Origin of the sequence: Pseudomonas sp. ME-P-057, assembly GCF_030208975.1 — a bacterium.
GTDB lineage: Bacteria > Pseudomonadota > Gammaproteobacteria > Pseudomonadales > Pseudomonadaceae > Aquipseudomonas > Aquipseudomonas lutea.
Window position 1 is genome coordinate 137,355 of the sequence record NZ_JARVSX010000038.1, and the last position, 25,957, is coordinate 163,311.

Annotated in this window: 24 protein-coding genes, 2 tRNA genes and 1 pseudogene; 18 read left to right on the forward strand and 9 right to left on the reverse strand. The window is 57.9% G+C overall.

The genetic code is table 11. The features are described from left to right. Positions 1–94: 94 nt before the first annotated feature. The 4 genes from QRN48_RS20160 to QRN48_RS20175 form a co-directional block, all read right to left on the reverse strand. Positions 95–1,387 carry a virulence factor family protein gene (locus QRN48_RS20160; RefSeq protein ID WP_191944912.1) on the reverse strand — a complete coding sequence of 431 codons (1,293 nt, stop codon included), beginning with the start codon at positions 1,385–1,387 and terminating at the stop codon, positions 95–97. Further along, positions 1,387–4,029, reverse strand: a complete 2,643-nt coding sequence (mprF, locus tag QRN48_RS20165) for a bifunctional lysylphosphatidylglycerol flippase/synthetase MprF (protein ID WP_285352717.1) — start codon at positions 4,027–4,029, stop codon at positions 1,387–1,389. Before mprF ends, QRN48_RS20160 begins: the two co-directional genes overlap by 1 nt. Before the next feature lie 330 nt (positions 4,030–4,359). Beyond that, a tRNA-Met gene (locus QRN48_RS20170) sits at positions 4,360–4,436 on the reverse strand. Between the two features lie 263 nt (positions 4,437–4,699). Then, positions 4,700–4,776: transfer RNA gene (locus tag QRN48_RS20175), tRNA-Met, on the reverse strand. Between the two features lie 246 nt (positions 4,777–5,022). Between QRN48_RS20175 and dinB the strand changes: the two genes are divergently transcribed. Continuing rightward, positions 5,023–6,081: a DNA polymerase IV gene (gene dinB / locus QRN48_RS20180; RefSeq protein ID WP_285352720.1), complete on the forward strand. Its 1,059-nt coding sequence runs from the start codon at positions 5,023–5,025 to the stop codon at positions 6,079–6,081. 2 nt (positions 6,082–6,083) lie between these two features. On the opposite strand, the gene QRN48_RS20185 is transcribed toward dinB, so the two are convergent. The 3 genes from QRN48_RS20185 to QRN48_RS20195 form a co-directional block, all read right to left on the reverse strand. Next, complete coding sequence (locus QRN48_RS20185) at positions 6,084–7,040, reverse strand: hypothetical protein (protein WP_285352722.1); 957 nt, start codon at positions 7,038–7,040, stop codon at positions 6,084–6,086. A gap of 82 nt (positions 7,041–7,122) precedes the next feature. Then, positions 7,123–8,838 carry a proline--tRNA ligase gene (locus QRN48_RS20190; RefSeq protein ID WP_285352724.1) on the reverse strand — a complete coding sequence of 572 codons (1,716 nt, stop codon included), beginning with the start codon at positions 8,836–8,838 and terminating at the stop codon, positions 7,123–7,125. Positions 8,839–9,011: 173 nt separating this feature from the next. After that, the gene (locus QRN48_RS20195) at positions 9,012–10,334 is read right to left on the reverse strand and encodes an OprD family porin (RefSeq protein ID WP_285352726.1); all 1,323 of its coding nucleotides are present in this window, start codon (positions 10,332–10,334) and stop codon (positions 9,012–9,014) included. Between the two features lie 980 nt (positions 10,335–11,314). On the opposite strand from QRN48_RS20195, the gene QRN48_RS20200 reads away from it, so the two are divergent. Both QRN48_RS20200 and QRN48_RS20205 read left to right on the forward strand, forming a co-directional pair. Next, positions 11,315–11,740 (forward strand): HIT domain-containing protein, encoded by a 426-nt coding sequence (locus QRN48_RS20200; protein WP_037014113.1) that lies wholly within the window; start codon positions 11,315–11,317, stop codon positions 11,738–11,740. A gap of 2 nt (positions 11,741–11,742) precedes the next feature. Then, the gene (locus QRN48_RS20205; RefSeq protein WP_037014110.1) at positions 11,743–11,949 is read left to right on the forward strand and encodes a SlyX family protein; all 207 of its coding nucleotides are present in this window, start codon (positions 11,743–11,745) and stop codon (positions 11,947–11,949) included. A 60-nt stretch (positions 11,950–12,009) separates the two neighbouring features. Here the strand turns inward: QRN48_RS20205 and QRN48_RS25450 are convergent, their stop codons facing one another. Next, complete coding sequence (locus QRN48_RS25450) at positions 12,010–12,231, reverse strand: cold shock domain-containing protein (RefSeq protein WP_004667445.1); 222 nt, start codon at positions 12,229–12,231, stop codon at positions 12,010–12,012. 60 nt (positions 12,232–12,291) lie between these two features. Next, a pseudogene (locus QRN48_RS25455) lies at positions 12,292–12,615 on the reverse strand (cold shock domain-containing protein membrane protein); the annotation flags it as partial. Between the two features lie 448 nt (positions 12,616–13,063). Here QRN48_RS25455 and QRN48_RS20215 point away from each other — a divergent pair. From QRN48_RS20215 to queE, 15 genes are all read left to right on the forward strand, one after another. Continuing rightward, complete coding sequence (locus QRN48_RS20215; RefSeq protein WP_037014103.1) at positions 13,064–13,537, forward strand: Dps family protein; 474 nt, start codon at positions 13,064–13,066, stop codon at positions 13,535–13,537. 404 nt (positions 13,538–13,941) lie between these two features. Continuing rightward, positions 13,942–14,289, forward strand: a complete 348-nt coding sequence (locus tag QRN48_RS20220; protein WP_285352732.1) for a ribbon-helix-helix domain-containing protein — start codon at positions 13,942–13,944, stop codon at positions 14,287–14,289. Positions 14,290–14,552: 263 nt separating this feature from the next. Continuing rightward, positions 14,553–16,328: an aspartate--tRNA ligase gene (aspS, locus tag QRN48_RS20225; protein ID WP_037014097.1), complete on the forward strand. Its 1,776-nt coding sequence runs from the start codon at positions 14,553–14,555 to the stop codon at positions 16,326–16,328. Positions 16,329–16,458: 130 nt separating this feature from the next. Further along, the gene (locus QRN48_RS20230) at positions 16,459–17,205 is read left to right on the forward strand and encodes a YebC/PmpR family DNA-binding transcriptional regulator (protein ID WP_037014095.1); all 747 of its coding nucleotides are present in this window, start codon (positions 16,459–16,461) and stop codon (positions 17,203–17,205) included. A 125-nt stretch (positions 17,206–17,330) separates the two neighbouring features. Continuing rightward, positions 17,331–17,855: a crossover junction endodeoxyribonuclease RuvC gene (gene ruvC / locus QRN48_RS20235; RefSeq protein WP_191944903.1), complete on the forward strand. Its 525-nt coding sequence runs from the start codon at positions 17,331–17,333 to the stop codon at positions 17,853–17,855. A 61-nt stretch (positions 17,856–17,916) separates the two neighbouring features. Continuing rightward, the gene (gene ruvA / locus QRN48_RS20240) at positions 17,917–18,525 is read left to right on the forward strand and encodes a Holliday junction branch migration protein RuvA (protein WP_037014085.1); all 609 of its coding nucleotides are present in this window, start codon (positions 17,917–17,919) and stop codon (positions 18,523–18,525) included. Continuing rightward, positions 18,526–19,581, forward strand: coding sequence for a Holliday junction branch migration DNA helicase RuvB (ruvB, locus tag QRN48_RS20245; RefSeq protein WP_037014080.1), 1,056 nt, complete (start codon positions 18,526–18,528; stop codon positions 19,579–19,581). It abuts the gene before it with no gap. A 136-nt stretch (positions 19,582–19,717) separates the two neighbouring features. Next, positions 19,718–20,188, forward strand: a complete 471-nt coding sequence (ybgC, locus tag QRN48_RS20250) for a tol-pal system-associated acyl-CoA thioesterase (protein ID WP_037014078.1) — start codon at positions 19,718–19,720, stop codon at positions 20,186–20,188. Then, complete coding sequence (gene tolQ, locus QRN48_RS20255; RefSeq protein ID WP_037014076.1) at positions 20,178–20,873, forward strand: protein TolQ; 696 nt, start codon at positions 20,178–20,180, stop codon at positions 20,871–20,873. The genes ybgC and tolQ overlap by 11 nt, the downstream gene beginning before the upstream one ends. A 14-nt stretch (positions 20,874–20,887) precedes the next feature. Continuing rightward, positions 20,888–21,352 (forward strand): protein TolR, encoded by a 465-nt coding sequence (tolR, locus tag QRN48_RS20260; RefSeq protein WP_037014073.1) that lies wholly within the window; start codon positions 20,888–20,890, stop codon positions 21,350–21,352. Continuing rightward, positions 21,352–22,443, forward strand: a complete 1,092-nt coding sequence (gene tolA / locus QRN48_RS20265; protein ID WP_191944902.1) for a cell envelope integrity protein TolA — start codon at positions 21,352–21,354, stop codon at positions 22,441–22,443. Before tolR ends, tolA begins: the two co-directional genes overlap by 1 nt. A 17-nt stretch (positions 22,444–22,460) precedes the next feature. Further along, positions 22,461–23,741 carry a Tol-Pal system beta propeller repeat protein TolB gene (tolB, locus tag QRN48_RS20270; RefSeq protein ID WP_191944987.1) on the forward strand — a complete coding sequence of 427 codons (1,281 nt, stop codon included), beginning with the start codon at positions 22,461–22,463 and terminating at the stop codon, positions 23,739–23,741. A 53-nt stretch (positions 23,742–23,794) separates the two neighbouring features. Next, positions 23,795–24,298: a peptidoglycan-associated lipoprotein Pal gene (gene pal, locus QRN48_RS20275; RefSeq protein ID WP_037014065.1), complete on the forward strand. Its 504-nt coding sequence runs from the start codon at positions 23,795–23,797 to the stop codon at positions 24,296–24,298. 6 nt (positions 24,299–24,304) lie between these two features. Then, positions 24,305–25,123 (forward strand): tol-pal system protein YbgF, encoded by an 819-nt coding sequence (gene ybgF / locus QRN48_RS20280; protein WP_037014062.1) that lies wholly within the window; start codon positions 24,305–24,307, stop codon positions 25,121–25,123. 179 nt (positions 25,124–25,302) lie between these two features. After that, on the forward strand, positions 25,303–25,950 hold the full coding sequence (queE, locus tag QRN48_RS20285) for a 7-carboxy-7-deazaguanine synthase QueE (protein ID WP_037014060.1): 648 nt from the start codon (positions 25,303–25,305) through the stop codon (positions 25,948–25,950). The last annotated feature ends 7 nt before the right edge of the window (positions 25,951–25,957 follow it).

The following is a 25,957-nucleotide window of genomic DNA, read 5'->3' on the forward strand; positions in this document are numbered from 1 at the left end:
CGGTCCTGCAGCGCTTGGCCTGACTTCAGCGAGTCGCTTAAATAAAAAATCCCCGCAATCGCAAGAGAGCGGGGATTTTTGTATGCTCGTTTGGTTATTCGGCAGCGGGCTCTTTGCCTTTCCACTTGTCGATAACCGCACTCAGGCGCTTGGCCAGGGCAGGGTAGTCCTCATCGAAGTGATGGCCGCCCGGCAGCTGCATCTTCTCGCCAGGTGCGGTGGCTTCCGTACAGCCGCTCTCGTCCTTTTCTTCGATCCCGTAGACACACAACACCTTGTCGCCAGGCAGCTTGGCCATTTCGGGGCCTGTGGCGGCCTCTTTGCCAGCCGCACCGAGCCAGCCTTCGACGGCAATCTCAAAGCTCCCCGTGCGGGCGAATGCAAGCAGGATGATGCCGTCTACCCGTGCCTTGTCTTCCTCGGGCAAGCGGTTATAGATCGCAGGCAATACGTCAGCCCCGAACGAGTAACCCGCCAGCACAAAATGCTTGGCTCCCCACTTCTGCCGGTAATGCGCCATCAGTTCGGTCAGATCGGCGGCCGTCTGCTCAGGCGATTTGTGTTCCCAGTAGTAGCGAAGGGTGTCGATGCCAACGACCGGGTAGCCTCCCATCTTCGCCATGTCACCGGCGACCTCCTTGTCGAGGTCACGCCAGCCACCATCGCCGGAAAGGAACAGCGTCACGGTGTCGGAAGGTTGTGACGAGGGCACCTCGACGACCGGGATGTTTAACCCACCGCTGTCATCGCCACCGATCAATCGACGGCGCACTTCGTTGTTCAGCACTTGTGGGTACTTGATGTCGTAATCGCTGATGCTGGTTTCGGTATTGGGCGCATCGCGTACCAGCGTAGCGCTTTCATCGTCCGGGCCGTCGTTCCAGGCGACTGTCCACTTGCCGTGGGCCGCAGCCTTCGGCACAGGTTCGGTGCAGCCCGGCTGATCGCGGACAAATCCCACTGAAATGGCTTGGGCATTGTCGTTGCTCTGGCCCGCCAGCCAGCGCCATGCCAGCGAAGCGCCCGGCCCGATGCCTGCGACCAGGTCAGGGGCGCCGTCGAGCTTCTGCAGCGCGGCGTTGAAGGTTTTAGCCTGCAGTTGGCAATCATCTTTAGGCAGAGTGACCTGTATCACCCGGGCCGAAGCGTCGTAGCTCAGCGCGAGCAACTGCTTCTCGGTCATGGACTCCTCGCCGGTCACCGCCAGCGCCACCTGCGTCTTTACCTTCGTCGAAGGCACCACGCGGATCAGCGCCGAGCCATCATCAAGGGTGATGTGTTCAAGAGTCGGTTGCGCGGCAGGGCGGTTCCACAGCCAGTAAGCCACAGCTCCCAGCACAACAATCAAAAGGGCTGCGAGCAAAAAGCGCAAGTAGCGTCGAATCATCAGCGTTTCACCAATCCAGTCAGGCCGCCCGCAATCAGGGCAGCGGTATCCGCCAGTGCCACGAGCGGATCAAGTCCTGCCGGCACGGCCATATATCGGGGTTCCCAGTCAGGCTGGAATTTGTCTTTAAAGCGACGCAGCCCCTGGAAGTTGTAAAGCTGTTCGCCACGACTGAAGACCATCGAGCCCAGACGCTGGGTCAGCGGTGCGCCACGTCGAGGTTGCAGCCCGGACAACGGCACCATGCCCAGGCTGAAACGGGCGTAGCCTTCTTTTTTGTAATGAAGGATGAGCCCGACCATCATGAATTCCATGGTCAGCTTGGGGGCTTCCGGGTGCGAACGCATGAGATCCAGACTCGCCAGGTCGTTGCGCGAGGTCTCCAGCAGGTTGGAAAACGCCACCGGTTTGCCTTGGAAATGGACAATGGCGATGCGGAAATGCTTCAGGTATTCAAGGCTGAATCGGCCCAGCGAGAAACCTTTCTCACGGACGTTCTTGCCGGTAAGCCAGGCGTCGGAGATGACCTTGAGCTCCTCCATGGGCGCCTGACCCACTTCGTAGATTTCCAGCGACAGACCATCGCGGCCACCTCTGTTCCAGGTGTAACGCAGGTCTTTCATCTCCTTGCCCTTGGCTTCGATGTCGAACTTGAGCAAGTCCACCCGGGCTTCTTCGCCCAGCTTGATCGCGGTCAATCCAATGTCCATATAGAACGGCAAGTTCTCTGCACGCACCTGATAAAACACCGGACGGGCGTGGTGAACGTCGCACAAATCGCGGAATTGCCAGATCAGTTCGGCGCGTTGTTGGGTTGGGCCGATTGGGTCATACAGCGCGACAAGGCTGCGGCCACGGTGGGCGTACATCAGAAAGGCATTGCCGTCCGGGTGCATGAGCACGGCTTTGTCACCGGTCAGAACCAGGCCGCCATCGGGCTGGCTGGAGGCCTTGATGATCTCGGCGGCTTTGGCCAGTTGCGCCTCATCCGGCAGATTGATCACCGGACGCGCCGTGCGCAGCAGCCACGTCAGCGAAACAATCAACAGCAACACCGCACTGCCCAGTGCCGAGCGCAGACCGCGCGGCGCATCGGCGTCCAGCGTGAACTGCCACCACAACTGGTGGCTGTACGGCACGTCCTGGTAAGCGAAAAGCAGCAACCAGACCGACGCACCCAGTACGCACACGCTGGCCACCAGATACAGCGGCGAGAATGGCAATTCCAGCAAGCGACTCGGCCGGTAGAACGAGCGGCGGAAGATTGCCAGCAGGCACGCGGTCATCAGCAGCAGGCTTGCTTCCTCCCAATCGAAACCTTTGAGGATCGACAGGATGGACCCGACGAACAGCAGGATGGTGGTCAGCATCCACGCTGCGGAAAGCCGGCGGCGCAAGCCCTGCGCGAGCAACAGGCAAAGGACGCCAATCAGACTTGCACCGAAGTGGGATGCGTCGATCAGCCGGTGCGGAATCAGGAAGCCCAGGCTCTCGAGGCGGGTGTCGATCTCGGGCGTCGACCCTGAAAACAGCAAGACCACGCCAGAGAGAAACACCAGCAGCGCCAGAATCGGGGCGCCGAGCCCCGAAGCGACGCGCATGGCCTGTTGCGCGAACAGCAGTCGCTTGGCCTCGCTATAGAGCAGCACCAGACAGGCGATCAACAGCGGCAATACCACATAGATCAGCCGGTACAGCAACAGTGCGGCGGCCAGCGGTGCAGCGCCAAGTTCGTCGGCAAACGCCGCGAGCAGGATGGCTTCAAAGACGCCGACGCCACCGGGCACATGGCTGAGCACTCCGGCCGCCAGCGCCAGGAGATAAACCAGCAGAAATGCGCCAAACGGAGGTGCGGAGGGCAGTAAAAGGTAGAGCACAGCGGCTGCGGCTGCGACGTCGAGCGCGGTGATGACCAACTGCATCAGCGTCAAGCGTACGCCTGGCAGGCGCAAGGTTCGACGTCCGGCACGGACCAGCAAGTTATGCGGGATGGTTTGCTCCGGCAAACGTCGCCGGTAGACCGCGTATCCCAGAATCGCACTGATAGCCAATATCGCCACTGCACTGATCGCCAGGACTGGAACCGACAGGTGCAATGCCAGCGACGCGGCAGGCAAATCGCTCAACGTTGCCAATGCAGCCAGAGGCGGTAGCGCACAGCCCAGTGAAAGGCTGGCGAACAGCGTCATGTGGGCGACTTCGCCCGCACCGAGCCCCAGACGCGAATAAAGGCGATAACGCACCGAGCCGCCGGAAAGCATCGACAGGCCGACGGCGTTACCGATGGCAAACGCGCAGAACCCGCCCATAACCAACGATTTGGCGGGCAACTGGACATTGGCGTAGCGACTGGCGGACCACTCGTAGCCCAGCAGAATCACAAAGCCGATGGCGGTGGCAACCACTGCGCCAGCCAAAGAGGGCAGGGGCACGCTAAGCAGAGAGTCCTGCAGGGCGTAGATATCCAGCTCCATCAACATGTGCCGACAGGCAATCAAGGCAATGGCGAACAGGATAATGGTGACGCCTAAGCCGATGGGCTGGCGATGCTTGCTGACCCATTCACGTGGACGCAGCCGTTTAGGGTGAGCCGGAGGATTCTCCGTCACAGCTTCATTTGTGTCGGACGGGTTGGCGCGCATCAATCACTCCTTGGATCGTGCGCGACAGGATGGAGGTATACAGCCAAGTTACCAATCCCTACGCGAAAAATAATTCAGGATGTTAGCGCTTCAACGTCTAACGGGCGAATACCACGGACACGCATCGGTGACCGTTCAGTCTAGGTTCAGTCGCTGGCCAGCGTATCGGCAGGGGAGATCAAAACTATTGCTCCCGGCAACATACAGTAACAAGACGTCTTGGCCGAACGCATCCCGGCTGTGGGATGTGACAAGGATTACTGCCTGCTGTTCGTCACCTTTCAGCGAGGCAAAAAAAAGGCCACTCTTTCGAGTAGCCTTTTTAGATGTTGGTTGCGGGAGCCGGATTTGAACCGACGACCTTCGGGTTATGAGCCCGACGAGCTACCAGACTGCTCCATCCCGCGTCTGTGTGGCGGCATTCTACAGCCGAACGAAGATGTGTCAACCTTTAACACCACATATCGACAAAATAACCACGTCGACGGGTCCATGACGTCTAAGCATCGGTCGCACAAGGCTTTTATATGGAATCGCGCATGATGGTCGGCGGCTCGGTTACGCTCATCTGTTTACGAAGGCCAACAAGGCCAACAAGGCCGGGTGAGATGAACTGGCCAAATGACGCCCACAAAAAAGGCCACTCTTTCGAGTAGCCTTTTTTGATGTTTGGTTGCGGGAGCCGGATTTGAACCGACGACCTTCGGGTTATGAGCCCGACGAGCTACCAGACTGCTCCATCCCGCGTCTGTGTGGCGGCATTCTACAGAGGATCGACAAGCTGTCAAGCAATAGGCAGAAAAAAAGGCTTTTTCTTCAAACGGTTAGCGGAAGGCGTTAGTTCTAGGCGGCGGAGGGGTCTGCCGTGTAAGTCGTTGCCCACTCTCCATCAGACGACTGGGAGGCACCTTTGGCGGGGAGATAAGCTTTGGCAGTGTAAGACCCGTCCTGTGGATGAGATACTGCACGACCGTTTTCCTACGACCGTGTGTGATGCCGCAGCGCAAAATCATCCATATCGACTGTGACTGCTTCTATGCCGCCATTGAAATGCGCGATGACCCGCGTCTGGCAGGCAAGCCGCTGGCTGTGGGAGGGTCCGCCGATCGTCGAGGCGTTATCGCCACCTGCAACTACGAAGCCCGGGCCTACGGCATCCGTTCCGCGATGTCTTCTCGGCACGCGCTCACGCTGTGCCCGGACCTGACCATCGTCAAGCCGAGGATGGATGCCTATAAAGAAGCGTCCAAGGAAATTCAAACGATCTTCCGGGATTACACCGATTTGATCGAACCGCTGTCGCTGGACGAGGCGTATCTGGACGTCACGGAGTGCGAGCACTTCGCGGGCAGTGCCACACGCATCGCGCAGGACATTCGACGGCGGGTCTCCAATCAGCTGCACATCACCGTTTCCGCTGGCGTTGCTCCAAACAAGTTTTTGGCCAAGATCGCCAGTGACTGGAAGAAGCCCAATGGATTGTTTGTCATCACCCCCGACCAGGTCGAAGACTTCGTCTCCCAGCTGCCTGTTTCCAAGCTGCACGGGGTGGGCAAGGTGACAGCCGACAAGCTGGGTCGCCTCGGGATTGTCACCTGTACGGATTTGCGTGATTGGAGCAAGTTATCGTTGGTGAGGGAGTTCGGCTCTTTTGGCGAGCGGCTGTGGAACCTGGCCCATGGGATCGATGATCGGCCTGTCCAAAATGACAACCGACGCCAGTCTGTCAGTGTGGAAAACACCTACGACACTGACCTGCCGGACCTCGCCAGTTGCCTGGCGATGTTGCCGACGCTGCTGGCCACCCTCAACGAACGCATCGCGCGCATCGACAGCCTCTACCGCCCGGGCAAGCCCTTCGTGAAGGTCAAATTCCACGACTTTACCCAAACCACGCTGGAGCAGGCCGGAGCAGGGCGAGACCTTGGCAGCTACGAACATCTGCTGACCCAGGCGTTCGCCCGCGGTGGCAAGCCGGTCCGACTGTTGGGAATCGGCGTGCGCCTGCACGACCTTCGCGCAGCTCACGAGCAACTGGAACTGTTTAGCTGAAGCTATTCGGCGCTAGGTGGCACCGCGACCAGTCGACCGGCGTCTTTGGCTAACGATCTGAGAAACTGGTGCTGCAACTGCGGATCGTTGCGCGTCATTTCAATCAACGACTGCTCCAGCTCACTGGCTTGCTCTTCAAGTCCCAGCTCCGACAGACGCTTGACGCGATGGACCCACTGGCTGACCTCATCGTCTTCCAGATCGTCGTAGATCAAATCGTGGGCCTCAAGGAGCTTCCCGCGCAGTGTTCGGCTGAGCGGCAAGTTGGCGTTTGCCTGGACGTTGCTCTGGTCATCCTGCACGCGGATCGCCAGCTGCGTCACATGGCTGAGATCCTGTTCGGCGAACGGGCTGTCGAGCAGATTGACCCGCAGCACGCCATTGCGGTCCGTGGTCATTTCATGCGTTTGCTTGCCTGCGGTGACGTCGACCGGCGCATCGCTCCACGGCAGGCTCGAATGCTCGACGCGGTGGTCGCGCTGGACTTCATCAATGCCCGCCAGGTTTTGCTGGGCACGACCGTGAGACGGTGCATTCATGAAGGGGTTGATGCCGGCAACACCGTAGCTGAGCCAGTCTTTGGTCACGCTATCCGGGAGACTGCCAAACGTCAGCACGTTAACCACGTTTGCGCCCACCCCGGCCACGATCGCCACTGCTCCGAGCGGAATTTCGTAGACCTCCCGCCAGGGCTGATAGGGCGTGTATCGGTCGTAATGCCGCGTCACTTCAAATTCGGTGATGTCGAAAGTTTTCAGCTCGTGGATGCGTATCCGTCGCTGGGGTAACTCAAGCGTTTTGGGTTCACCGATGTCGACCTGAAAGCTGTGCTCGAGCAATTTGCGCTCGACACGTTCTTCATGCTCACTTCGTTGAGACAGATGATTGGCGCAGCCGCCGAGAAACAGGCTGGTGCACAAGACAGCGCCTGCGAGACGTGATGGATTTCGCTTGAACATGAGATCTCTGGGTGCAGATAGGCGCATAGCAGAAGCGTGGCGAATGACGGCGCGCCTGCGGGATCGCAGGCGCGCGTTCCGGTCAGCGCTTGATCCGATCCTTGATGAAAGACAGCACATCGGCAACAGTCAACGCCTGAGCTTCGGCTTCGGTGCGGCTCTTGTACTCGAGGTTGCCCTCGGCAAGCCCGCGGTCGCTGACTACGATGCGGTGCGGGATGCCGATCAGTTCCATGTCGGCAAATTTGATGCCCGGACTGGTCTTCTTGTCGCGGTCGTCCAGCAGCACTTCGAAGCCCGCAGCGGTCAGTTCGGCATACAACTTGTCTGTGGCCTCTTTGACTGCTTCGGTCTCATAGCGCAGTGGCACGAGGGCGATCTGGAAAGGAGCCAGAGCGTCGCTCCAGATGATGCCGTTGGCGTCGTTGTTCTGCTCGATGGCCGCAGCCACTACGCGTGAAACTCCAATGCCGTAGCAGCCCATGGTCAAGGTAACCGGCTTGCCGTTTTCGCCGAGTACCTGGCACTTCATCGCATCGCTGTATTTGGTACCGAGCTGGAAAATGTGCCCGACTTCAATGCCGCGTTTGATGATCACTGTGCCTTGGCCGTCGGGGCTTGGGTCGCCGGCGACAACGTTGCGCAGGTCAGCCACGGTCGGAACCGGCAGGTCGCGCTCCCAGTTGACGCCGAAGTAGTGTTTGTCATCTATGTTCGCGCCAATGGCAAAGTCGCTCATCAGCTCGACAGAGCGGTCAATGATGCACGGCAACGGCAGATTCAACGGCCCGAGCGAACCTGCGCCGGCGCCAATGGCATCACGCAGTTCAGCTTCGGAAGCCATGACCAGCGGGCTGGCCACTTGCTCAAGGTTGGAGGCCTTGATCTCGTTGAGTTCGTGATCGCCTCGGATGATCAGGGCGATCAGCTTCCCTTCTTCAGCGGCATGAACCACGAGGGTCTTCACGGTCTTTTCGATTGGCAGGTTGTACTGCTCGACCAGCGCCGCGATGGTCTTCGCGTCGGGGGTATCTACCAGGCGCATCTGCTCGGCGGCGGCAGGGCGGCTCGCTTCACGTGGAATGGCTTGTGCTTTTTCAATGTTGGCGGCGTAGTCGGAGGTGTCGCTGAACACGATGTCATCTTCACCCGACTCGGCGAGGACGTGGAATTCATGGGAGCCCGCGCCACCGATGGATCCGTTGTCCGCAACCACAGGGCGGAAATTCAGGCCCAGACGGGTGAACACGTTGCAGTACGCCTGATGCATACGATCGTAGGTTTCCTGAAGAGAATCCTGTGTCGCATGAAAGGAGTAGGCGTCCTTCATGATGAATTCACGGCCACGCATCAGGCCAAAACGCGGACGGATTTCGTCGCGGAACTTGGTCTGGATCTGATACATGTTGATCGGCAGCTGTTTATAGCTATTGAGTTCATTGCGGGCCAGATCGGTGATGACCTCTTCGTGGGTCGGGCCCGCGCAAAAATCTCGATCGTGACGGTCTTTCAGTCGCAACAGCTCCGGACCGTACTGTTCCCAACGGCCCGATTCCTGCCAGAGCTCCGCTGGCTGAATGCCGGGCATCAACACCTCAAGCGCGCCCGCTGCGTTCATTTCTTCACGCACCACCGCCTCGACCTTGCGCAGTACTCGCAGGCCCATGGGGAGCCAGGTGTAGAGACCCGAAGCCAGTTTGCGAATCATGCCGGCACGCAGCATCAGCTGATGGCTGATCACGACCGCGTCGGATGGCGTTTCTTTCTGTGTGGCGAGCAAATATTGACTGGTACGCATGGTCGGCCGTTGTCGGTTGCTGTGACTGGGAAATGATTCGGGATTGTACGGTGGTGGTACCGCTGAGTACAGGCCGGGCGGGCGTCGCGGATGGAGGGAATGTCATACAGACGCCCATTAAAAAGCCCGGCGCGGGGGCCGGGCTTTTCATTAACGAGTGTCAGACAATGCGATTACAGGACCGAAATCGGGTAGTCGACGATCAGACGGAACTCGTTGATATCGCCTTCGCCTTCGTCGGCATTGGCGCGGTGCCATGCTTGACGAATACGGAACGACAGGTCTTTCGCCGGGCCAGTCTGAACAACGTACTTGGCCTCGACGTTGGTTTCGTGGTGGCTGCCGTCTTCGCCATACAGGCCGGTGTAGGTGCTGTTAGATGGAGTATGAGTGCCATCAATGTCAGTACCGGTCACGTAGCGAGCCATGAAACTCAAGCCTGGCGCCCCGTAGGTCGCCATGTTGAGGTCGTAGCGTGCTTGCCAGGATTTTTCGCCTGGGGCGTTGAAGTCGGAGTACTGAATCGAGTTCGCCAGGAAGATCGAATCGCCACCGCGGTTGTTGTCACCGATACCGATGTAGTCGAACGGCGTGTCACCGTTAACTTTCTGGAAAGCCAGGGTCAGGGTATGAGCGGCCAGGAACGAATAGGCTGCGGAAAGGGAGTAAGCGTTGTTGCTGATATCGCCTGCTTTCTTGCTGCCGGTGTCCTGGGTGTTGTAGTAGTTGAAGTCAAAAGCCAGCGACTGGTCATCACTGATCGGCAGCGCGTAGTTCACGTTACCGTAGTACTGGTTCCACACGTCTTCCAGTTTGTTGTAGTAGAACCCAACACCCAGGTTGTCGGTGATCGAGTATTTGCCGCCGCCGTAAGTAGCGGATTTGGAGGTTACGCCGGCATAGGTAGCCCAGATATCGCCATTGCGATTAGTTTCGTCCTGGCTGGTGCCTGAAGTAAAGCGACCTGCTTCTACATCAAGACCCTTGATCTCACTGCTCTGCAGAGTCACGCCAGTTGCGGTTTGTGGCAGAAGGCGCGAACCGCCAACTGCAAAAACCGGGTTCTGCGGCTGCATGTCGCCGATTTTCAGCTCAGTCTTCGAAATGCGGAATTTAACAGCGCCTCCCGCTTTGCCGAAGCTGTCTTCGTTTTTGCCTTGGCTATCAGTCACCAGGTTGCCAGAACCGGAGTACTTGTCCGAACCATCGAGCTTGAAGCCGGCATAGCCGAATGCGTCGACACCAACACCGATCAGCCCTACGGTGTAACCGGAGCTGTAGTTGGCCCAGAAACCCTGGGTCCAGTCCTTGTCGTCCACCGCACCGTTCTTTTTGTCACGATTGAAATAGTAGTTACGAGCTTTAAGGTCCAGCTTGCTCCCCTCTACAAAACCAGTTGCTTCGGACTGATCGCTTACGAATGCCGCAGCCGATGCCAATTGGGTGCTGGCTGCAGTAACGGCCAGTGCGATTGCGCTCCACTTCATCACTCTCATCGTGACTTTGCTCCTTTGGTTTTTAAGAAGAGTACTGCCGTCCACCTGTTTTTTTATCTGGCCGGCTTCTTTCTTTTTGGTGTCGGCGAAATCTATAGCACGCTGACATTATTGGCGATACTTACGAGCCTTTCCTTTCGGTTTTTTTACGGGCTGTCGCAGCCAGTGCTGTTCGTGTCGCGATTGAACAGCTTCCTTAGTCCGTGGATCGTGCAACTAGAGGATGCGTGGCAAGGCGAGAATCGTTCTCAAATACCTCGCCCCATCCCTGATGGCTTCCCCTTAAAGCGTCGCTGCATCCGTGTCGCCCCCGCATCCTGTTACAGCATGCTGGCGTTAAGGCTGTGTGTGACAAAGCAACAACCGTGCACAAAATTTCCACGAACATGAAAAAAATGTAGAAGCCGCCCTAATTACATGCGGTTAACAACGTAACCATTTGTATCTGTTGAATAAAATATTTTTAGATAGCCTGCGTAGTTGTTGGGGTTTTTACGAGGCTAGCGTGTACAGATGTCACTGGCGTTACCTGTTACTGCGTGTAAGTGGGTAAATCCCGGATAAGCGCCCCAGTAATGGCGGGTAGCTGAGTCTTTTTGGTGCATTGCAAAGCCGCGCTGCATGGCTTTGGCTCTTCTGACGGTTAAATGCCATGGCGGTGATGCAGCGGCCAGCGGGAGATGGCATCGGGGTTCAGTTGAGAAGCCCGGCCCGTAAGGGCTGCGACGAAATCGAATGCATACTCCACTCCCGGGCATCCATGTAGACAGGCGCCTCATTCGAGTGCGTTGGAGAGTTTTTCGCGCAGGCTTGGTGCGAGTGGTGGCGCTGCTCATGGATCAACACTGAATCTGCAGAATGCTGCTAACCCCCGCCCAGTGATTCGTCTGCGCTTCACGGGTATCCTGCCCCTCAGTCCATGTCAGGTTCTGGTCAGCCAGCCGAGCCGGCAAATTCATCCAGCGATCAGGAGTATTCACGTGTTCGTTCTAGATTCGCGCCTGCGGCAAGACACCCTGCCTATAGGTGACTTTCCGCTGTGCACATTGCTGCTGTCCAACGACTCGAATTACCCGTGGTTCATCCTCGTCCCAAAGCGTTCTGACATCAGTGAAGTCTTTCAACTGGAGGAGGCAGAGCAGGCGCAGTTATGGACGGAAACGACCTACCTGTCTGCCGTGCTGAGTCGTACCTTCGCTGCGGACAAGATGAATGTCGCTGCACTGGGCAATGTGGTCAGCCAGCTGCACATGCACGTCATCGTCAGACGCGTCGGCGATGCAGCCTGGCCGGCCCCTGTCTGGGGCAGGCATCCGGCCCGACCTTATTCAACGGATGAGGTCGGGCGGATCGTCTCGCAGCTTAAGCCGGTCTTGACCGAAACGTTCATTTTCAAAGAGGACTAACCATGGAGCTCGATTCCCGAGTGATGGAACTGGAGAGCCGTCTGGCATTTCAGGACGACACCATCCAGGCCCTCAACGACGTGTTGGTGGCCCAGCAGCGCAGTATTGACCGCCTGGAATTGCAGATCACTGCTCTGATCAAGCGCCAGGAGGAAATGGGAGGGCAGGGCGATGGCTTTGCCGAAGATTCGCCCCCTCCCCATTATTAAAGGCAGGAATTGCAGCCATGAAAAAACCGCGCCTTGAAGCGCGGTTTTTTTATGGAGATGTCAGCGGCGCGGCAGTGCGGCGATGACGTCTTCTGCTTGCAGTCCCTTGTCGCGGTTCATGACCGAAAACTCGACCCGTTGGCCTTCGACCAGAACGCGATGACCTTCACCTCTAATGGCACGAAAGTGAACGAAAATATCATCACCCGAGTCACGGGAGATGAAGCCGAATCCTTTCGAGGTGTTGAACCACTTCACCGTGCCGGTATCCCGATTTCCCAGATCCTGAGACTGAGCGATCGGGGTAGGGGAGGAGCGGTAAAAGCTGACCGCCAGGTGCAGCGCCACCGCAATGACCACCGCCAGCAGGCTCACGAGAACGGCCGGTTGGCCGGCGATGGTTTCAAGGGGCACGAGCAGGGTGAGGATTTGAAGCACTACGGCAATAACGAGCAAACCGCTGACAAGATTTTGTAATTGATGACGTGGGCCTTTGTTCCAGTAGGGAATCACCGGGGCCAGGACCAGATTGATGAGGCCGAAGAGCGCCAGGCACAGCGCATCCGGTTGGGACAGGTACGAAGACAGCGCTTCACTGCGCAGACTGGGTATGAAAGACAGCAGCAGGGCAGCTGCGCCTGTTAGCAGGTGGACTATTTTCAACATTTTGATGACTCACATTAAGATGGATCGCAAGGAAATAGCGGGTGACGTTCGGTACGCTTCGGGAAAAAGTGAGGCGTGATGCACGATTGTCGGTCCTGCCTATGCGCCACCGCCTGACGGCACTTTGGTGGCAACACGGCTGTATTTAACAGCAAAGGCGAGAGCTACTCAAATCAAGCGGTTAGCGTTCTCAACGGTGGCTTGCGGGCCGGTGGTGTCAGTTTTTCCTGGATAGGTTGTCATGCTCGTCCCAGAGCAGTCGCCGGCGCTACCACACCGCCGTCGCGTAAGCACTTTCACGGCAATTTAAAGTCGCTAATAAAGGAGAGGCGTTTGGTCGTGGGTTGCTACGGCCGAACTAATCCCGACAGATGGCTGCGTCGGGCCGATGGTCTTGATAGAGTGGTCGGCAGTCGTTAAAACACACCATCATAGAAGAGGTCTGAACATGGCAATCGATATCGGCATCAGCGAAGAAGATCGCAAGTCCATCGTGGACGGTCTTTCCCGCCTGCTGGCAGACACCTACGTGTTGTATCTGAAAACCCATAACTTTCACTGGAACGTTACAGGTCCGGCCTTTCGTACGCTTCACCTGATGTTCGAGGAGCAGTACAACGAGTTGGCGCTGGCGGTCGATCAGATTGCCGAGCGTATCCGCGCACTGGGCTTCCCGGCACCGGGCACTTACTCAACGTATGCGCGCTTGTCTTCTATCAAAGAAGAAGAAGGCGTACCGGCTGCGGAAGACATGATTCGATCGCTTGTTCAGGGTCAGGAAGCCGTCACCCGGACCGCGCGGGGGATCTTCCCGCTGCTGGACAAGGTCAGCGACGAGCCGACTGCGGATTTGCTGACCCAGCGCATGCAGGTGCACGAGAAAACGGCCTGGATGCTGCGTTCGATGCTCGAAACACAGTAATGGGCCAGGGCGAGCATCGAAAACGATGCTCGCCCTGCGTGTTTAATTTCTCCCTCCCCCCTTCCGCATTTCCCCTGGCGCTTCGACGTCCATTAATCCTGGGCTCCCCCTGACCTTACGCGCTGCTCAGTGAACTTGCTTCACGCGTGTGCCCGCGGTTGCTCGCTGGGCAAATGGGGCAAAAGAAGTCAGAAAAATATATATCTAATACCTCGGGACAGATAAATGTTCTGAGCTTTTTCAGCTTTCGGAAATCCCCCTTTCACCGTGGCAATCTCCTACGGGTTCAGAGTGCTCCTTCTGCTGGTTGCGCCTCGCGGAATACGGCTTGATAGGCACTTCTTTCATATGATTGCGAAGAGGTGCCGACGCCTATATCCGTGATCGCAAAATAGGGGATCCGCATGAATCGGAATACTGATCATGAGAGGTGGGAGCTGCCTCGATGTGTAAATGCCAGGGGAGACCCTTTTATCGACAACTTCAACATGAGCCTCGCCCAACCGCATGCCAGGTCGGTGAGGCTCAATGGGTTGGCCACCTGTCTGCGCCTTGAAGAGGTGTACTGGAACATCCTTTCCGAAATGGCACGATTCAACGACTGCTCCATAAACGCGGTGCTGTCCTATGTCGACCGCGAGGTTCACCTGCGTTACGGCGGCGTGAAGAACTTCAGCGGCTTGATCCGTGTGGTGTGCGTGGCTCACATACTGAGTGCCGAGGGGCTGAGGTTAACACCGTCCCCGACCTGACCTGATTTTCGCGGGCCTGCTGCGTCGGGCCCGCATTCTCTGGCGGTCACTGCGAAGTTGCCTCTGGGCGCCTGCATCTTCTTTGCCGGTATCGGGCTGCGCGGCTGCACAGTGATGATTATCCCTATATAATCCCCCGCCTTACTGTGGAAGGCAGGAACCGGCCGCCGGGTCGGACTGCATGCCAAAGCTTGCGCACCCTCGCACCGGCGACGGGCGAAAGCTCCATCGAATTCCGAATTACGAGAAGTGAACACACGATCATGATGCGCAGCCATTATTGCGGCCAACTGAACGAGAGCCTGGAAGGTCAGGAAATTACCCTTTGCGGATGGGTCCATCGCCGTCGCGACCATGGCGGGGTGATTTTCCTCGACATCCGCGATCGTGAGGGCCTGGCCCAGGTAGTTTTCGATCCTGATCGTGCTGACACCTTCGCCATCGCCGACCGTGTTCGCAGCGAATACGTTGTCAAGCTGACCGGTAAGGTACGTGCGCGTCCTGCCGGCGCCGTTAACCCGAACATGGCGTCGGGCGCAATCGAAGTGCTGGGCTATGAGCTTGAAGTGCTCAACGAGTCGGAAACCCCGCCGTTCCCGCTCAACGAGTATTCGGACGTCGGTGAAGAGACCCGCCTGCGTTATCGCTTCATCGACCTGCGTCGCCCGGAAATGGCTGAAAAGCTTCGTCTGCGCTCGCGCATCACTTCCAGCATCCGCGGCTTCCTCGACGGCAATGGCTTCCTTGACGTCGAAACGCCAATCCTGACTCGCGCCACGCCCGAAGGCGCTCGCGACTACCTGGTGCCAAGCCGTACGCATGCGGGCAGCTTCTTTGCACTGCCGCAATCGCCGCAGCTGTTCAAACAACTGCTGATGGTTGCCGGTTTCGACCGTTACTACCAGATCGCCAAGTGCTTCCGCGACGAAGACCTGCGTGCCGACCGTCAACCTGAATTCACTCAGATCGACATCGAAACCAGCTTCCTCAATGAAGCCGACATCATGGGCATTACCGAGGACATGATCCGCAAGCTCTTCAAGGAAGTGCTGGATCTGGAGTTCGATGATTTCCCGCACATGACCTTCGAAGAGGCCATGCGCCGTTACGGCTCCGACAAGCCGGACCTGCGTAACCCGCTGGAGCTTGTTGACGTTGCCGATCAGCTTCAGGCAGTCGACTTCAAAGTGTTCAGCGGTCCTGCCAATGATCCGAAGTGCCGCGTCACGGCCCTGCGTGTTCCCGGCGGCGCAAGCATGCCGCGCAGCAAGATCGACGAGTACACCAAGTTCGTTGGCATCTACGGCGCCAAAGGCCTGGCCTACATCAAGGTCAACGAGCGCGCCAAGGGCGTCGAGGGCCTGCAGTCCCCGATCGTCAAGAACATCCCTGAAGCCAACCTCAACGTGATCCTTGATCGCGTGGGTGCGGTTGATGGCGACATCGTGTTCTTCGGCGCCGACAAATTCAAAATCGTCAGCGAAGCGCTGGGTGCATTGCGCATCAAGCTGGGCCACGACCTCAATCTGCTTACGTGTGAGTGGGCACCGATGTGGGTCGTTGACTTCCCGATGTTCGAAGAGAATGACGACGGCAGCTTCTCGGCGCTGCATCACCCGTTCACTGCTCCGAAGTGCTCGCCTGAAGAGCTCGAAGCCAACCCGGGCACCGCACTGTCCCGTGCGTACGACATGGTCCTGAACGGCACGGAACTGGGCGGTGGTTCGATCCGTATTCACCGCAAGGAAATGCAACAGGCCGTGTTCCGTCTGCTGGGTATTTCCGAAGACGAGCAGCAGGAGAAGTTCGGCTTCCTGCTCGACGCTCTGAAGTATGGCGCGCCGCCACATGGCGGTTTGGCGTTCGGTCTGGATCGTCTGGTCATGTTGATGACCGGTGCTCAGTCCATCCGTGAAGTCATTGCCTTCCCGAAAACCCAGAGTGCTGCGGACGTAATGACCCAGGCGCCGGGTGTGGTTGATGCCAAGGCGCTGCGTGAGTTGCACATCCGTCTGCGCGAGACACCGAAAGCCGAGTAATTAAGACAAGAGTCCGGCGGACCGACCATTCGGTCCTCCGGCGCTCGCCCATATCGGGCAGGATTCGAGTGAAGCGTCTGCGTGTGAGTGATCTGCGCGGGCGTGCGTGTTTCAAGGTTTGGAGCGTGTTATGGCTGGTCATTCCAAGTGGGCGAACATCAAGCACCGCAAAGAGCGTCAGGACGCCAAGAAAGGCAAGATATTCACTAAATGGATTCGCGAGTTGACGGTCGCTGCTCGTCAGGGCGGCGGTGATCCGGCGTCGAATCCGCGCTTGCGTCTGGCGCAGGACAAGGCCCTTGGCGCGAACATGAGCCGGGACATCATCGACCGCGCCATTGCGCGCGGGGCCGGCGCTGCCGACGCCGATGACATGGTCGAGTTGGGTTACGAGGGCTACGGCCCGGGTGGCGTTGCAGTCATGGTCGAAACCATGACCGATAACCGCAACCGGACCGCGGCTGCCGTGCGTCATGCGTTCAGCAAGTGCGGCGGCAACCTGGGCACTGACGGTTCGGTTTCGTATCTGTTCGAGCGCAAGGGGCAGATTTCCTTCGCGCCGGGTGTGAACGAAGACGCACTCATCGAAGCGGCGATGGAAGCGGACGCCGATGACGTGGTAAGTCATGAAGACGGCTCCATCGACGTGTTTACATCGTTCTCCAGTTTCTACGCTGTACGCAACGCGCTGGAAGCCGCCGGGTTCACGCCCGCCGACGCCGAGATCGTCATGCAGCCCACCACCAGTGCGGTGCTTGATCTAGACATGGCGGAGAAGGTCCTCAAGCTGATCGATATGCTTGAAGACCTCGATGACGTACAGAATGTCTACTCCAACGCTGAAATCCCGGACGAGGTGCTGGAGCAGCTCAGCTGATCTTCAGCCGAGTCGGAACTTGAGGCCGGAGCGCACGAAGCGTTGATCATCATCGCTATCGGCCTCCGGCTTCTGCCTTTATGCTGCATCCAACGGTTCGCGTCACCTCTCAAGCTGCAGGCGTTATGACTCTTATTTTAGGTATCGATCCCGGTTCGCGAATAACCGGCTTTGGCGTAGTGCGTGATACGGGGCGCGGCTGCGAGTACGTGGCGTCGGGATGCATCCGAACGGGCACCGGTTTGCTTCACGAGCGGCTGCAGATTGTGTATCGCGGCGTGCGCGAGGTCATCCAGACCTACGGGCCGGTGACGATGGGCATTGAAAAGGTGTTCATGGCGCGTAACCCCGATTCTGCCCTGAAACTGGGTCAGGCACGCGGCGCTGCGATTGTGGCGGGTGCCGAAGAAGGCCTGGAGATTGCCGAGTACACCGCAACTCAGGTCAAGCAGGCTGTCTCGGGAACAGGCGGTGCGAACAAGGATCAGGTGATGTTGATGGTCATGCACCTGCTCAAGCTCACCACCAAACCCCAGGTGGATGCGTCGGACGCGCTCGCAATTGCCATGTGCCACGCCCATACCCGATCAAGCCTCATTCCCCACGGCCTCAATACTGCGCGCAGTCGTGGCGGCCGCTTGCGGCTCTGATGAAATTATTTGCGCTAGCCCGGTCCGTCGCAGCGACGGGCATCTGGAAAGGATTTGATTCGTGATTGGACGTCTACGCGGTACGTTGGTCGAGAAGCAACCGCCGCATCTGGTACTGGATGTCAACGGTGTGGGTTATGAAGTCGAAGTGCCCATGACCACGCTTTATCGCCTGCCGCATCTGGGCGAGACCGTGACGCTGCATATTCACCTGGTGGTACGGGAAGACGCTCACCTGCTGTTCGGGTTCTACGAGAAACGTGACCGCGAGATGTTCCGCGAGTTGATACGCCTCAACGGCGTCGGCCCCAAGCTGGCGTTGGCCTTGATGTCGACGCTTGAGGTGGATGAGCTGGTGCGTTGCGTTCAGGCGCAGGATACCTCGGCACTGACCCGCGTGCCGGGCGTAGGCAAGAAGACTGCCGAGCGTTTGCTGGTAGAACTCAAGGATCGCTTCAAGGCCTGGGACGCCTTGCCGGGTACGTTTGCACTGGTATCGGACGGCCCGGGTGCGCCTGTTCCGGTGGCGACTGCCGAGTCGGATGCCGTCAGCGCGTTGATCTCCCTGGGGTACAAACCCCAGGAGGCGAGCAAGGCCGTGACTGCGATAAAGGACAAGAATCTCAGCAGCGAAGACCTCATTCGCCGCGCATTGAAGGGGATGCTGTAAGTGATAGATGCTGATCGGTTGATCGCGGCCACCGGACGCGACCGTGACGAGCAACTGGATCGCGCGATCCGGCCGCTGAGCCTGGCCGACTACATCGGCCAGCCTACCGTGCGCGAACAGATGGAGCTCTTCATTCAGGCTGCTCGCGGCCGCAATGAAGCGCTCGATCACACGCTCATCTTCGGTCCACCGGGCCTGGGTAAAACCACCCTGGCCAATATCATCGCGCAGGAAATGTCGGTGTCGATCAAGAGCACGTCGGGCCCGGTGCTTGAGCGACCTGGCGACCTCGCTGCCATTCTCACCAATCTCGAGCCGCACGATGTGCTGTTCATCGACGAGATCCACCGGCTTTCACCCATCGTGGAAGAGGTCCTGTATCCGGCGATGGAAGACTTTCAGCTGGATATCATGATCGGTGAGGGGCCCGCTGCACGCTCCATCAAGCTCGATCTGCCGCCCTTTACGCTGGTCGGTGCAACTACCCGCGCCGGCATGCTCACCAATCCGCTGCGTGACCGTTTCGGTATCGTGCAGCGTCTTGAGTTCTATAGCACTGCGGATCTGGCGACCATCGTGTCGCGCTCGGCAAAAATTCTCGGGCTCTACATCGAGGACGAAGGCGCATTTGAAATCGCCCGTCGGGCACGGGGCACGCCGCGTATCGCCAACCGGCTGCTGAGGCGTGTGCGTGATTTCGCGGAAGTGCGTGCGAAGGGCGAGATCACCAAGGCGATTGCAGACCTTGCGCTGAACCTGCTGGACGTCGATGAGCGTGGTTTCGATCATCAGGACCGACGTCTGCTGCTGACAATGATCGAAAAATTCGACGGCGGTCCGGTTGGCGTCGATAACCTTGCAGCGGCCATTAGCGAAGAGCGTCACACAATTGAGGACGTGCTGGAACCCTATTTGATCCAGCAAGGCTATATGATGCGCACACCGCGGGGTCGCATGGTCACTCGACACGCCTATCTGCATTTTGGCCTCAATATTCCATCGAAAATGGGCGAGAGGGCGGTCATGGACGAACCCGCCGAAGACCCTGACGAATAACTCGACAATCGACCGATCTATTCGGGTGTTTCATGGTCAGACGGGCAGTCACCGAAATGTGATGTGCTGCTGGCGGCAAAAACGGCGAAAACAGTTGCCTGGCCGGATTGGCAACCTGAGGAGTAAGCACTAGAGTATGCGCGCGCAAAACGGGGCTCAGTCGTTCGCACATCGTTGTCGCGTTTATTACGAGGACACCGATGCCGGCGGCATCGTTTACTACGTCAATTACCTGAAATTCATGGAGCGGGCTCGAACCGAGCGACTGCGGGAGTTGGGGTTTGCCCAATCCGCAATGGCGGGTATCGAGAACCTGTTATTTGTCGTGCATTCCAGCGAGGCTCGTTACCACAAGCCTGCGCGGCTGGACGATGAGCTGCTGATCAGCGCCGAAGTAATCGAATTGAACCGCGCCAGCCTGCGCTTCATGCAACAGGTCAGGCGGGCTGCGGATGATGTACTGCTCTGCGAGGGGCAGTTTTTGGTGGCGTGTGTGCGCGCCGACAGTTTAAAACCCCGGGCCATTCCCGAAGCTCTGCGTACGGCCTTTGCCGGGCAGGGCGGCGCGGGGACACATTCAGAGCAGGAGATACAGCGTGGAAGCTAACGTCGTCGACCATTCCTCCATGTGGAGTTTGGTCAGCAATGCCAGCGTGGTTGTGCAGTTGGTAATGCTGATCCTGGTGGCCGCCTCGGTCACCTCGTGGATCATGATCTTTCAGCGCAGCGCCATGCTGCGCGCAGGGCGTCGGGCGCTGGACAGCTTCGAGGAGCGCTTTTGGTCAGGCATCGATCTGTCCAAGCTCTATCGTCAGGCGGGCAGCAACCCTGATCCGGATTCCGGCGTAGAGCAAATCTTCCGCGCAGGCTTCAAGGAATTCTCGCGTCTGCGTCAGCAGGCCGGGGTAGACCCGGATGCGGTCATGGAAGGTGTTGCGCGCGCCATGCGTGTTGCGATTTCCCGCGAAGAAGAGAAGCTTGAGCAAAGCCTGCCATTCCTGGCGACCGTCGGTTCAACCAGCCCGTATATCGGTCTGTTCGGCACCGTCTGGGGGATCATGAACTCCTTCCGCGGTCTGGCCACTGCGCAACAGGCCACGCTGGCTACGGTTGCACCGGGCATCGCCGAAGCCCTGATCGCGACCGCGATCGGTCTGTTCGCAGCGATTCCTGCGGTCATCGCCTACAACCGTTTCGCTGCTCGTGGTGAGAACCTGATCGGTCGTTACTACACATTCGCCGACGAGTTCCAGGCGATCCTGCACCGTAAAGTGCACACCAGCGAAGAATAAGCAGGTATTACCCAATGGCTTTAATCGCTCGCGGCCGACGCAACAAGCGCAAGCCGGTCGCCGAAATGAACGTGGTCCCCTACATCGACGTGATGCTGGTGCTGCTGGTCATCTTCATGGTCACGGCTCCGATGATCAACCAGGGCGTGAAAGTTGATCTGCCCAAGGTCTCCAGTGAGGCTTTGCCGCAGGACAACAACAATCAGGTCCTGACGATTTCGATCAAGGCCGACAAGACTTACTACTGGAACCTTGGCAGCGAAGTCGATACCGACAAGCAGATGGACAAGGCCATGACCTTGCCCCAGTTGACCAGCGCCGTGACCAAAATCATTGCGGCCGGTCGCGATGCGGGCAAGCAGACCCAGGTCTTCATCCGCGGTGACAAGACCGTCGACTACGGCGCCGTCATGGGCACGATGGGCGGGTTGCAGAAGGCCGGGGTCGGGAATGTTGGTTTGATTACCGAGGCCCCCTGATGCAGCCGATTCGAGAGCCGTCCGCCTCGGAAAGCTACTTCTGGCCGTCCGTCTGGGCGGTAGGGCTGCACGTCCTGATTTTTGGTTTGTTGTTCGTCAGCTTTGCAATGACGCCTGAGCTTCCCGAAGCCAAGCCGATCGTTCAGGCAACGCTCTATCAGTTGAAATCAAAAAGTCAGGCCACTACCCAGACCAACCAGAAGCTGGCCGGTGAGGCAAAGAAGTCCGCTGCGCGACAGACTGAAGTCGAACAGATGGAACAGAAAAAAGTTGAGCAGGAGGCGGTGAAGGCGGCGGAACAAAAGAAAGCCGACGCTGCTCAAAAAGCCGAAGAACAAAAGGCCGAGGAAGCGAAGAAAGCCGACGACGCCAAAAAGGCTGACGACGCCAAAAAAGCGGCCGATGATGCCAAGAAAGCCGAAGCCAAAAAAGCGGATGACGCAAAGAAAGTCGCTGAAGAGAAACAATTGGCTGATATAGCCAAGAAGAAAGCTGAAGACGACGCGAAGAAGAAAGCCGAAGAAGACGCCAAACGCGCGGCCGCCGAGGAAGCCAAGAAGCAGGCTGCCGAGGACGCGAAGAAGCAGGCTGCAGACGACGCCAAGAAAAAGGCTGCGGAAGACGCGAAGAAAAAAGCGGCTGAGGACGCCAAGAAGAAAGCGACCGAAGACGCCAAAAAGAAAGCCCAGGATGCCGCTCGCAAATCTGCGGAAGACAAGAAGGCGCAAGCACTGGCCGACTTGCTTTCTGACAAGCCGGAGCGCCAACAGGCGCTGGCCGATGAGCGTGGCGACGAGGTGGCTGGTAGCTTCGATGACTTGATTCGCTCCCGGGCAGCTGAAGGCTGGGCACGTCCGCCTTCTGCGCGCAAGGGCATGACCGTGGTCTTGCAGATCGGCATGTTGCCGGACGGCACTGTCACTTCGGTGACTGTGGCAAAGTCCAGTGGCGACGGTCCTTTCGACAGTTCAGCTGTAGCAGCGGTCAAGAACATTGGTCGTTTGACAGAGATGCAGGGGATGAAGCCTTCGGACTTCGCGCCTTACCGTTCATTCAAGATGACATTCACACCTGAGGACCTAGCCTTGTGATTAACCTTCTTCGAGGAATGCTTGTCGTTCTTTGTTGCGCAGCGGGATTTGCCGCAGCTGACGAAAAGAACATTCTGGTAACAAGCGGCAGTGATCGTGCGACGCCTATCGCCGTTGTGCCGTTCGGTCTGCAGGGTGGGAGCGTCCTGCCTGAAGACATGGCCAAGATCATTGGCAACGACCTGCAGAACTCGGGCTACTACTCGCCGATTCCAAAGGAAAACATGATCAGCCAGCCGAGCCAGGCCAGCGAAGTCATCTTCCGTGACTGGAAGGCGCTGGGTGCTCAGTACGTGATGGTCGGCAGCATCGTTCCTGCGGGCGGTCGTCTGCAGGTTCAATATGCGCTGTTCAATGTCGCCACCGAGCAACAGGTGCTGACAGGTAACGTTTCGGGCACCGCTGATCAACTGCGCGATATGTCTCACTACATCGCCGACCAGTCGTTTGAAAAGCTGACCGGCATCAAAGGCGCGTTTTCTACTCGTATGCTGTACGTCACTGCCGAGCGTTTCTCGACGGATAACACTCGCTATACGCTGCAGCGCTCCGACTACGATGGGGCGCGGGCAGTCACGTTGCTGCAATCGCGTGAGCCGATCCTGTCGCCACGCTTTGCGCCGGATGGCAAGCGCATCGCCTATGTATCGTTCGAACAGAAGCGTCCGCGCATTTTTGTTCAGCACATCGATACCGGTCGTCGCGAACAGATCACCAATTTCGAAGGTCTGAACGGCGCACCTGCCTGGTCTCCAGACGGCAGCAAATTGGCGATGGTGTTGTCGAAGGATGGCAACCCGGAAATCTACGTTATGAATCTGGCGTCGCGTCAATTGTCGCGAGTTACCAATGATTCCTCTATTGATACCGAGCCGTTCTTCGGTAAAGACGGATCCACGCTTTATTTCACTTCTGATCGTGGCGGCAAGCCTCAGATCTATAAAACCAGTATTAATGGCGGGGGGGCAGAGCGCGTTACTTTCATCGGTAACTACAATGCCAACCCAAAGTTATCGGCGGATGAAAAGACGCTTGTGATGATCCATCGTCAAGATGGCTTCACTAACTTCAAGGTGGCGGCTCAGGATTTGCAGCGCGGTAGCGTAAAAATCCTCACAGACAGCAACCTTGATGAGTCGCCTACTGTTGCGCCTAACGGCACCATGGTAATCTACGCCACCCGCCAGCAGGGCCGGGGAGTCTTGATGCTCGTGTCCATTAATGGACGCGTAAGGCTCCCGCTTCCTACCGCTCAAGGCGAAGTCAGAGAACCTTCCTGGTCCCCTTACCTGAACTGACGCGGCGCTTTACGTTGTACTTAACACACTTGGGGTTCATTAGGAGTTTTACGATGGAAATGCTGAAGTTTGGTAAATTTGCTGCGCTGGCTCTTGCCATGGCCGTAGCTGTAGGTTGCTCGTCCAAAGGCGGCGACAATGCCGGTGCTGGCGGCGCTGCTGTAGATCCTAACGCTGGTTACGGCGCTAACTCTGGCGCTGTTGATGGCAGCCTGAGCGAAGAAGCTGCTCTGCGCGCTATCACCACTTTCTACTTCGAATACGACAGCTCTGACCTGAAACCAGAAGCCATGCGCGCTCTGGACGTTCACGCCAAAGACCTGAAAGCCAACGGCGCTCGCGTAGTTCTGGAAGGTAACACTGACGAACGCGGTACTCGCGAATACAACCTGGCACTGGGCGAGCGTCGTGCGAAAGCCGTTCAACGCTACCTGGTTCTGCAGGGCGTTTCGCCAGCTCAGCTGGAAATCGTTTCCTACGGTGAAGAGCGTCCAGTTGCTACCGGTAACGACGAGCAATCGTGGGCTCAAAACCGTCGCGTCGAACTGCGTAAGTAATTTGACATGCGAACGTGCCGCCGTGCTCTAACCGTTTTGGCTCTCACCCTTCCTCTTGCAGCGATGGGTGCGGTTCCTGTGGTCGATGACAACTCTGGCTCTGCTGGTAGCAGTTATCCGCCGTCGGGTTATGGTACGGCTGGCGCCTACGCCGGAGGTGCGGCTACGACTGCACCTTCGGCGCAAGGTCAGCTGTTCATGCAGTTGCAGCAAATGCAGGACGAGATTTCGCGGTTACGCGGAATGGTTGAAGTCCAGCAGAACGACATCCAGCAAATGAAGCAAGAAGCGCTGGACCGTTACAAGGATCTCGACTCTCGTATAGGAGCTGGCGGCGCACCTGCTGCACCAGCTGCCAATAATTCCACATCCGACGGCGGTGCCAATGCCGGCGGAGCACCTTCGACTCCTGCCGCCCAAGCTTCTCAGGCCAGCAGTGAACCCGGCGACCCGGCGAAAGAAAAGCTCTACTACGACGCTGCTTTCGACCTGATCAAGGCGAAGGATTTTGACAAAGCCAGCCAGGCGTTTGCCGCATTCCTGCGCAAATACCCAAACAGCCAGTACGCGGGCAACGCCCAGTATTGGCTGGGTGAAGTAAACCTGGCCAAGGGCGACCTTCAGGGCGCCGGTCAGGCGTTCGCCAAGGTCAGTCAGCTTTACCCCAAGCATGCCAAGGTGCCTGACTCCTTGTACAAGCTGGCAGACGTAGAACGCCGCCTGGGTCACACCGACAAGGTGAAGGGTATCCTTCAGCAGGTCGTTGCCCAGTATCCGGGTACTTCGGCCGCTCAGTTGGCCCAGCGGGACCTGCAGCGTCTCTGATTGCAGCGCAATCTGACCGCTGATTCAAGAAAGCCGCGCGTTGCGCGGCTTTTTTCGTTAGAATTCCGCCCCCGAAATTCCGGTATTGATTACGCTTCAGCGGATTCTGCGTGTGCAGGGTGTGCCGAAGTGCCTGACGGAGGCGGATGGCCTGTTTAGCCGTTACGCCCGTGGCCCCTATGCAAGACACATTACGCATCACCGAAGTTTTCTATTCGCTGCAGGGCGAGACGCGCACAGCAGGCTTGCCCACGGTTTTCGTGCGTCTGACTGGCTGCCCTTTGCGCTGCGGTTATTGCGACAGCGAGTACGCCTTTAGCGGCGGAACCGTGCAGACCCTCGATTCGCTGATGGAGCAAGTTGCCAGCTATCGCCCGCGTTACGTCTGCGTTACCGGTGGCGAGCCCCTCGCTCAGCCGAACGCCATCCCTCTGCTGCAACGCCTTTGCGATGCCGGTTACGAGGTTTCGCTGGAAACCAGTGGCGCGCTGGACATCTCAAAAGTTGATACGCGCGTAAGCCGCGTCGTTGACTTGAAGACCCCTGGTTCCAAAGAAGTAGCGCGTAACCGATACGAAAATATCGAATTACTCACGCCTAACGACCAGGTCAAATTCGTGATCTGCTCGCGGGAAGATTATGACTGGGCGGTATCGAAGATTATCCAGTACGGACTTGAGCGGCGGGCCGGCGAGGTATTGTTTTCCCCGGTCCACCGCGATCTCAACGTCACAGACCTGGCCGACTGGATCGTGGCCGACAACCTTCCGGTGCGTCTGCAGCTGCAGTTGCACAAGATCCTCTGGAACGACGAGCCGGGGCGCTGAATGAGTG

Coding starts and splice junctions, on each gene's coding strand:
- QRN48_RS20160 (WP_191944912.1), bottom strand. CDS start 1,387: ATGATTCGACGCTACTTGCGCTTTTTGCTCGCAGCCCTTTTGATTGTT.
- mprF (WP_285352717.1), bottom strand. CDS start 4,029: ATGCGCGCCAACCCGTCCGACACAAATGAAGCTGTGACGGAGAATCCT.
- dinB (WP_285352720.1), top strand. CDS start 5,023: ATGCCGCAGCGCAAAATCATCCATATCGACTGTGACTGCTTCTATGCC.
- QRN48_RS20185 (WP_285352722.1), bottom strand. CDS start 7,040: ATGTTCAAGCGAAATCCATCACGTCTCGCAGGCGCTGTCTTGTGCACC.
- QRN48_RS20190 (WP_285352724.1), bottom strand. CDS start 8,838: ATGCGTACCAGTCAATATTTGCTCGCCACACAGAAAGAAACGCCATCC.
- QRN48_RS20195 (WP_285352726.1), bottom strand. CDS start 10,334: ATGAGAGTGATGAAGTGGAGCGCAATCGCACTGGCCGTTACTGCAGCC.
- QRN48_RS20205 (WP_037014110.1), top strand. CDS start 11,743: ATGGAGCTCGATTCCCGAGTGATGGAACTGGAGAGCCGTCTGGCATTT.
- QRN48_RS20215 (WP_037014103.1), top strand. CDS start 13,064: ATGGCAATCGATATCGGCATCAGCGAAGAAGATCGCAAGTCCATCGTG.
- QRN48_RS20220 (WP_285352732.1), top strand. CDS start 13,942: ATGAATCGGAATACTGATCATGAGAGGTGGGAGCTGCCTCGATGTGTA.
- aspS (WP_037014097.1), top strand. CDS start 14,553: ATGATGCGCAGCCATTATTGCGGCCAACTGAACGAGAGCCTGGAAGGT.
- QRN48_RS20230 (WP_037014095.1), top strand. CDS start 16,459: ATGGCTGGTCATTCCAAGTGGGCGAACATCAAGCACCGCAAAGAGCGT.
- ruvC (WP_191944903.1), top strand. CDS start 17,331: ATGACTCTTATTTTAGGTATCGATCCCGGTTCGCGAATAACCGGCTTT.
- ybgC (WP_037014078.1), top strand. CDS start 19,718: ATGCGCGCGCAAAACGGGGCTCAGTCGTTCGCACATCGTTGTCGCGTT.
- tolR (WP_037014073.1), top strand. CDS start 20,888: ATGGCTTTAATCGCTCGCGGCCGACGCAACAAGCGCAAGCCGGTCGCC.
- tolA (WP_191944902.1), top strand. CDS start 21,352: ATGCAGCCGATTCGAGAGCCGTCCGCCTCGGAAAGCTACTTCTGGCCG.
- tolB (WP_191944987.1), top strand. CDS start 22,461: ATGCTTGTCGTTCTTTGTTGCGCAGCGGGATTTGCCGCAGCTGACGAA.
- pal (WP_037014065.1), top strand. CDS start 23,795: ATGGAAATGCTGAAGTTTGGTAAATTTGCTGCGCTGGCTCTTGCCATG.
- ybgF (WP_037014062.1), top strand. CDS start 24,305: ATGCGAACGTGCCGCCGTGCTCTAACCGTTTTGGCTCTCACCCTTCCT.
- queE (WP_037014060.1), top strand. CDS start 25,303: ATGCAAGACACATTACGCATCACCGAAGTTTTCTATTCGCTGCAGGGC.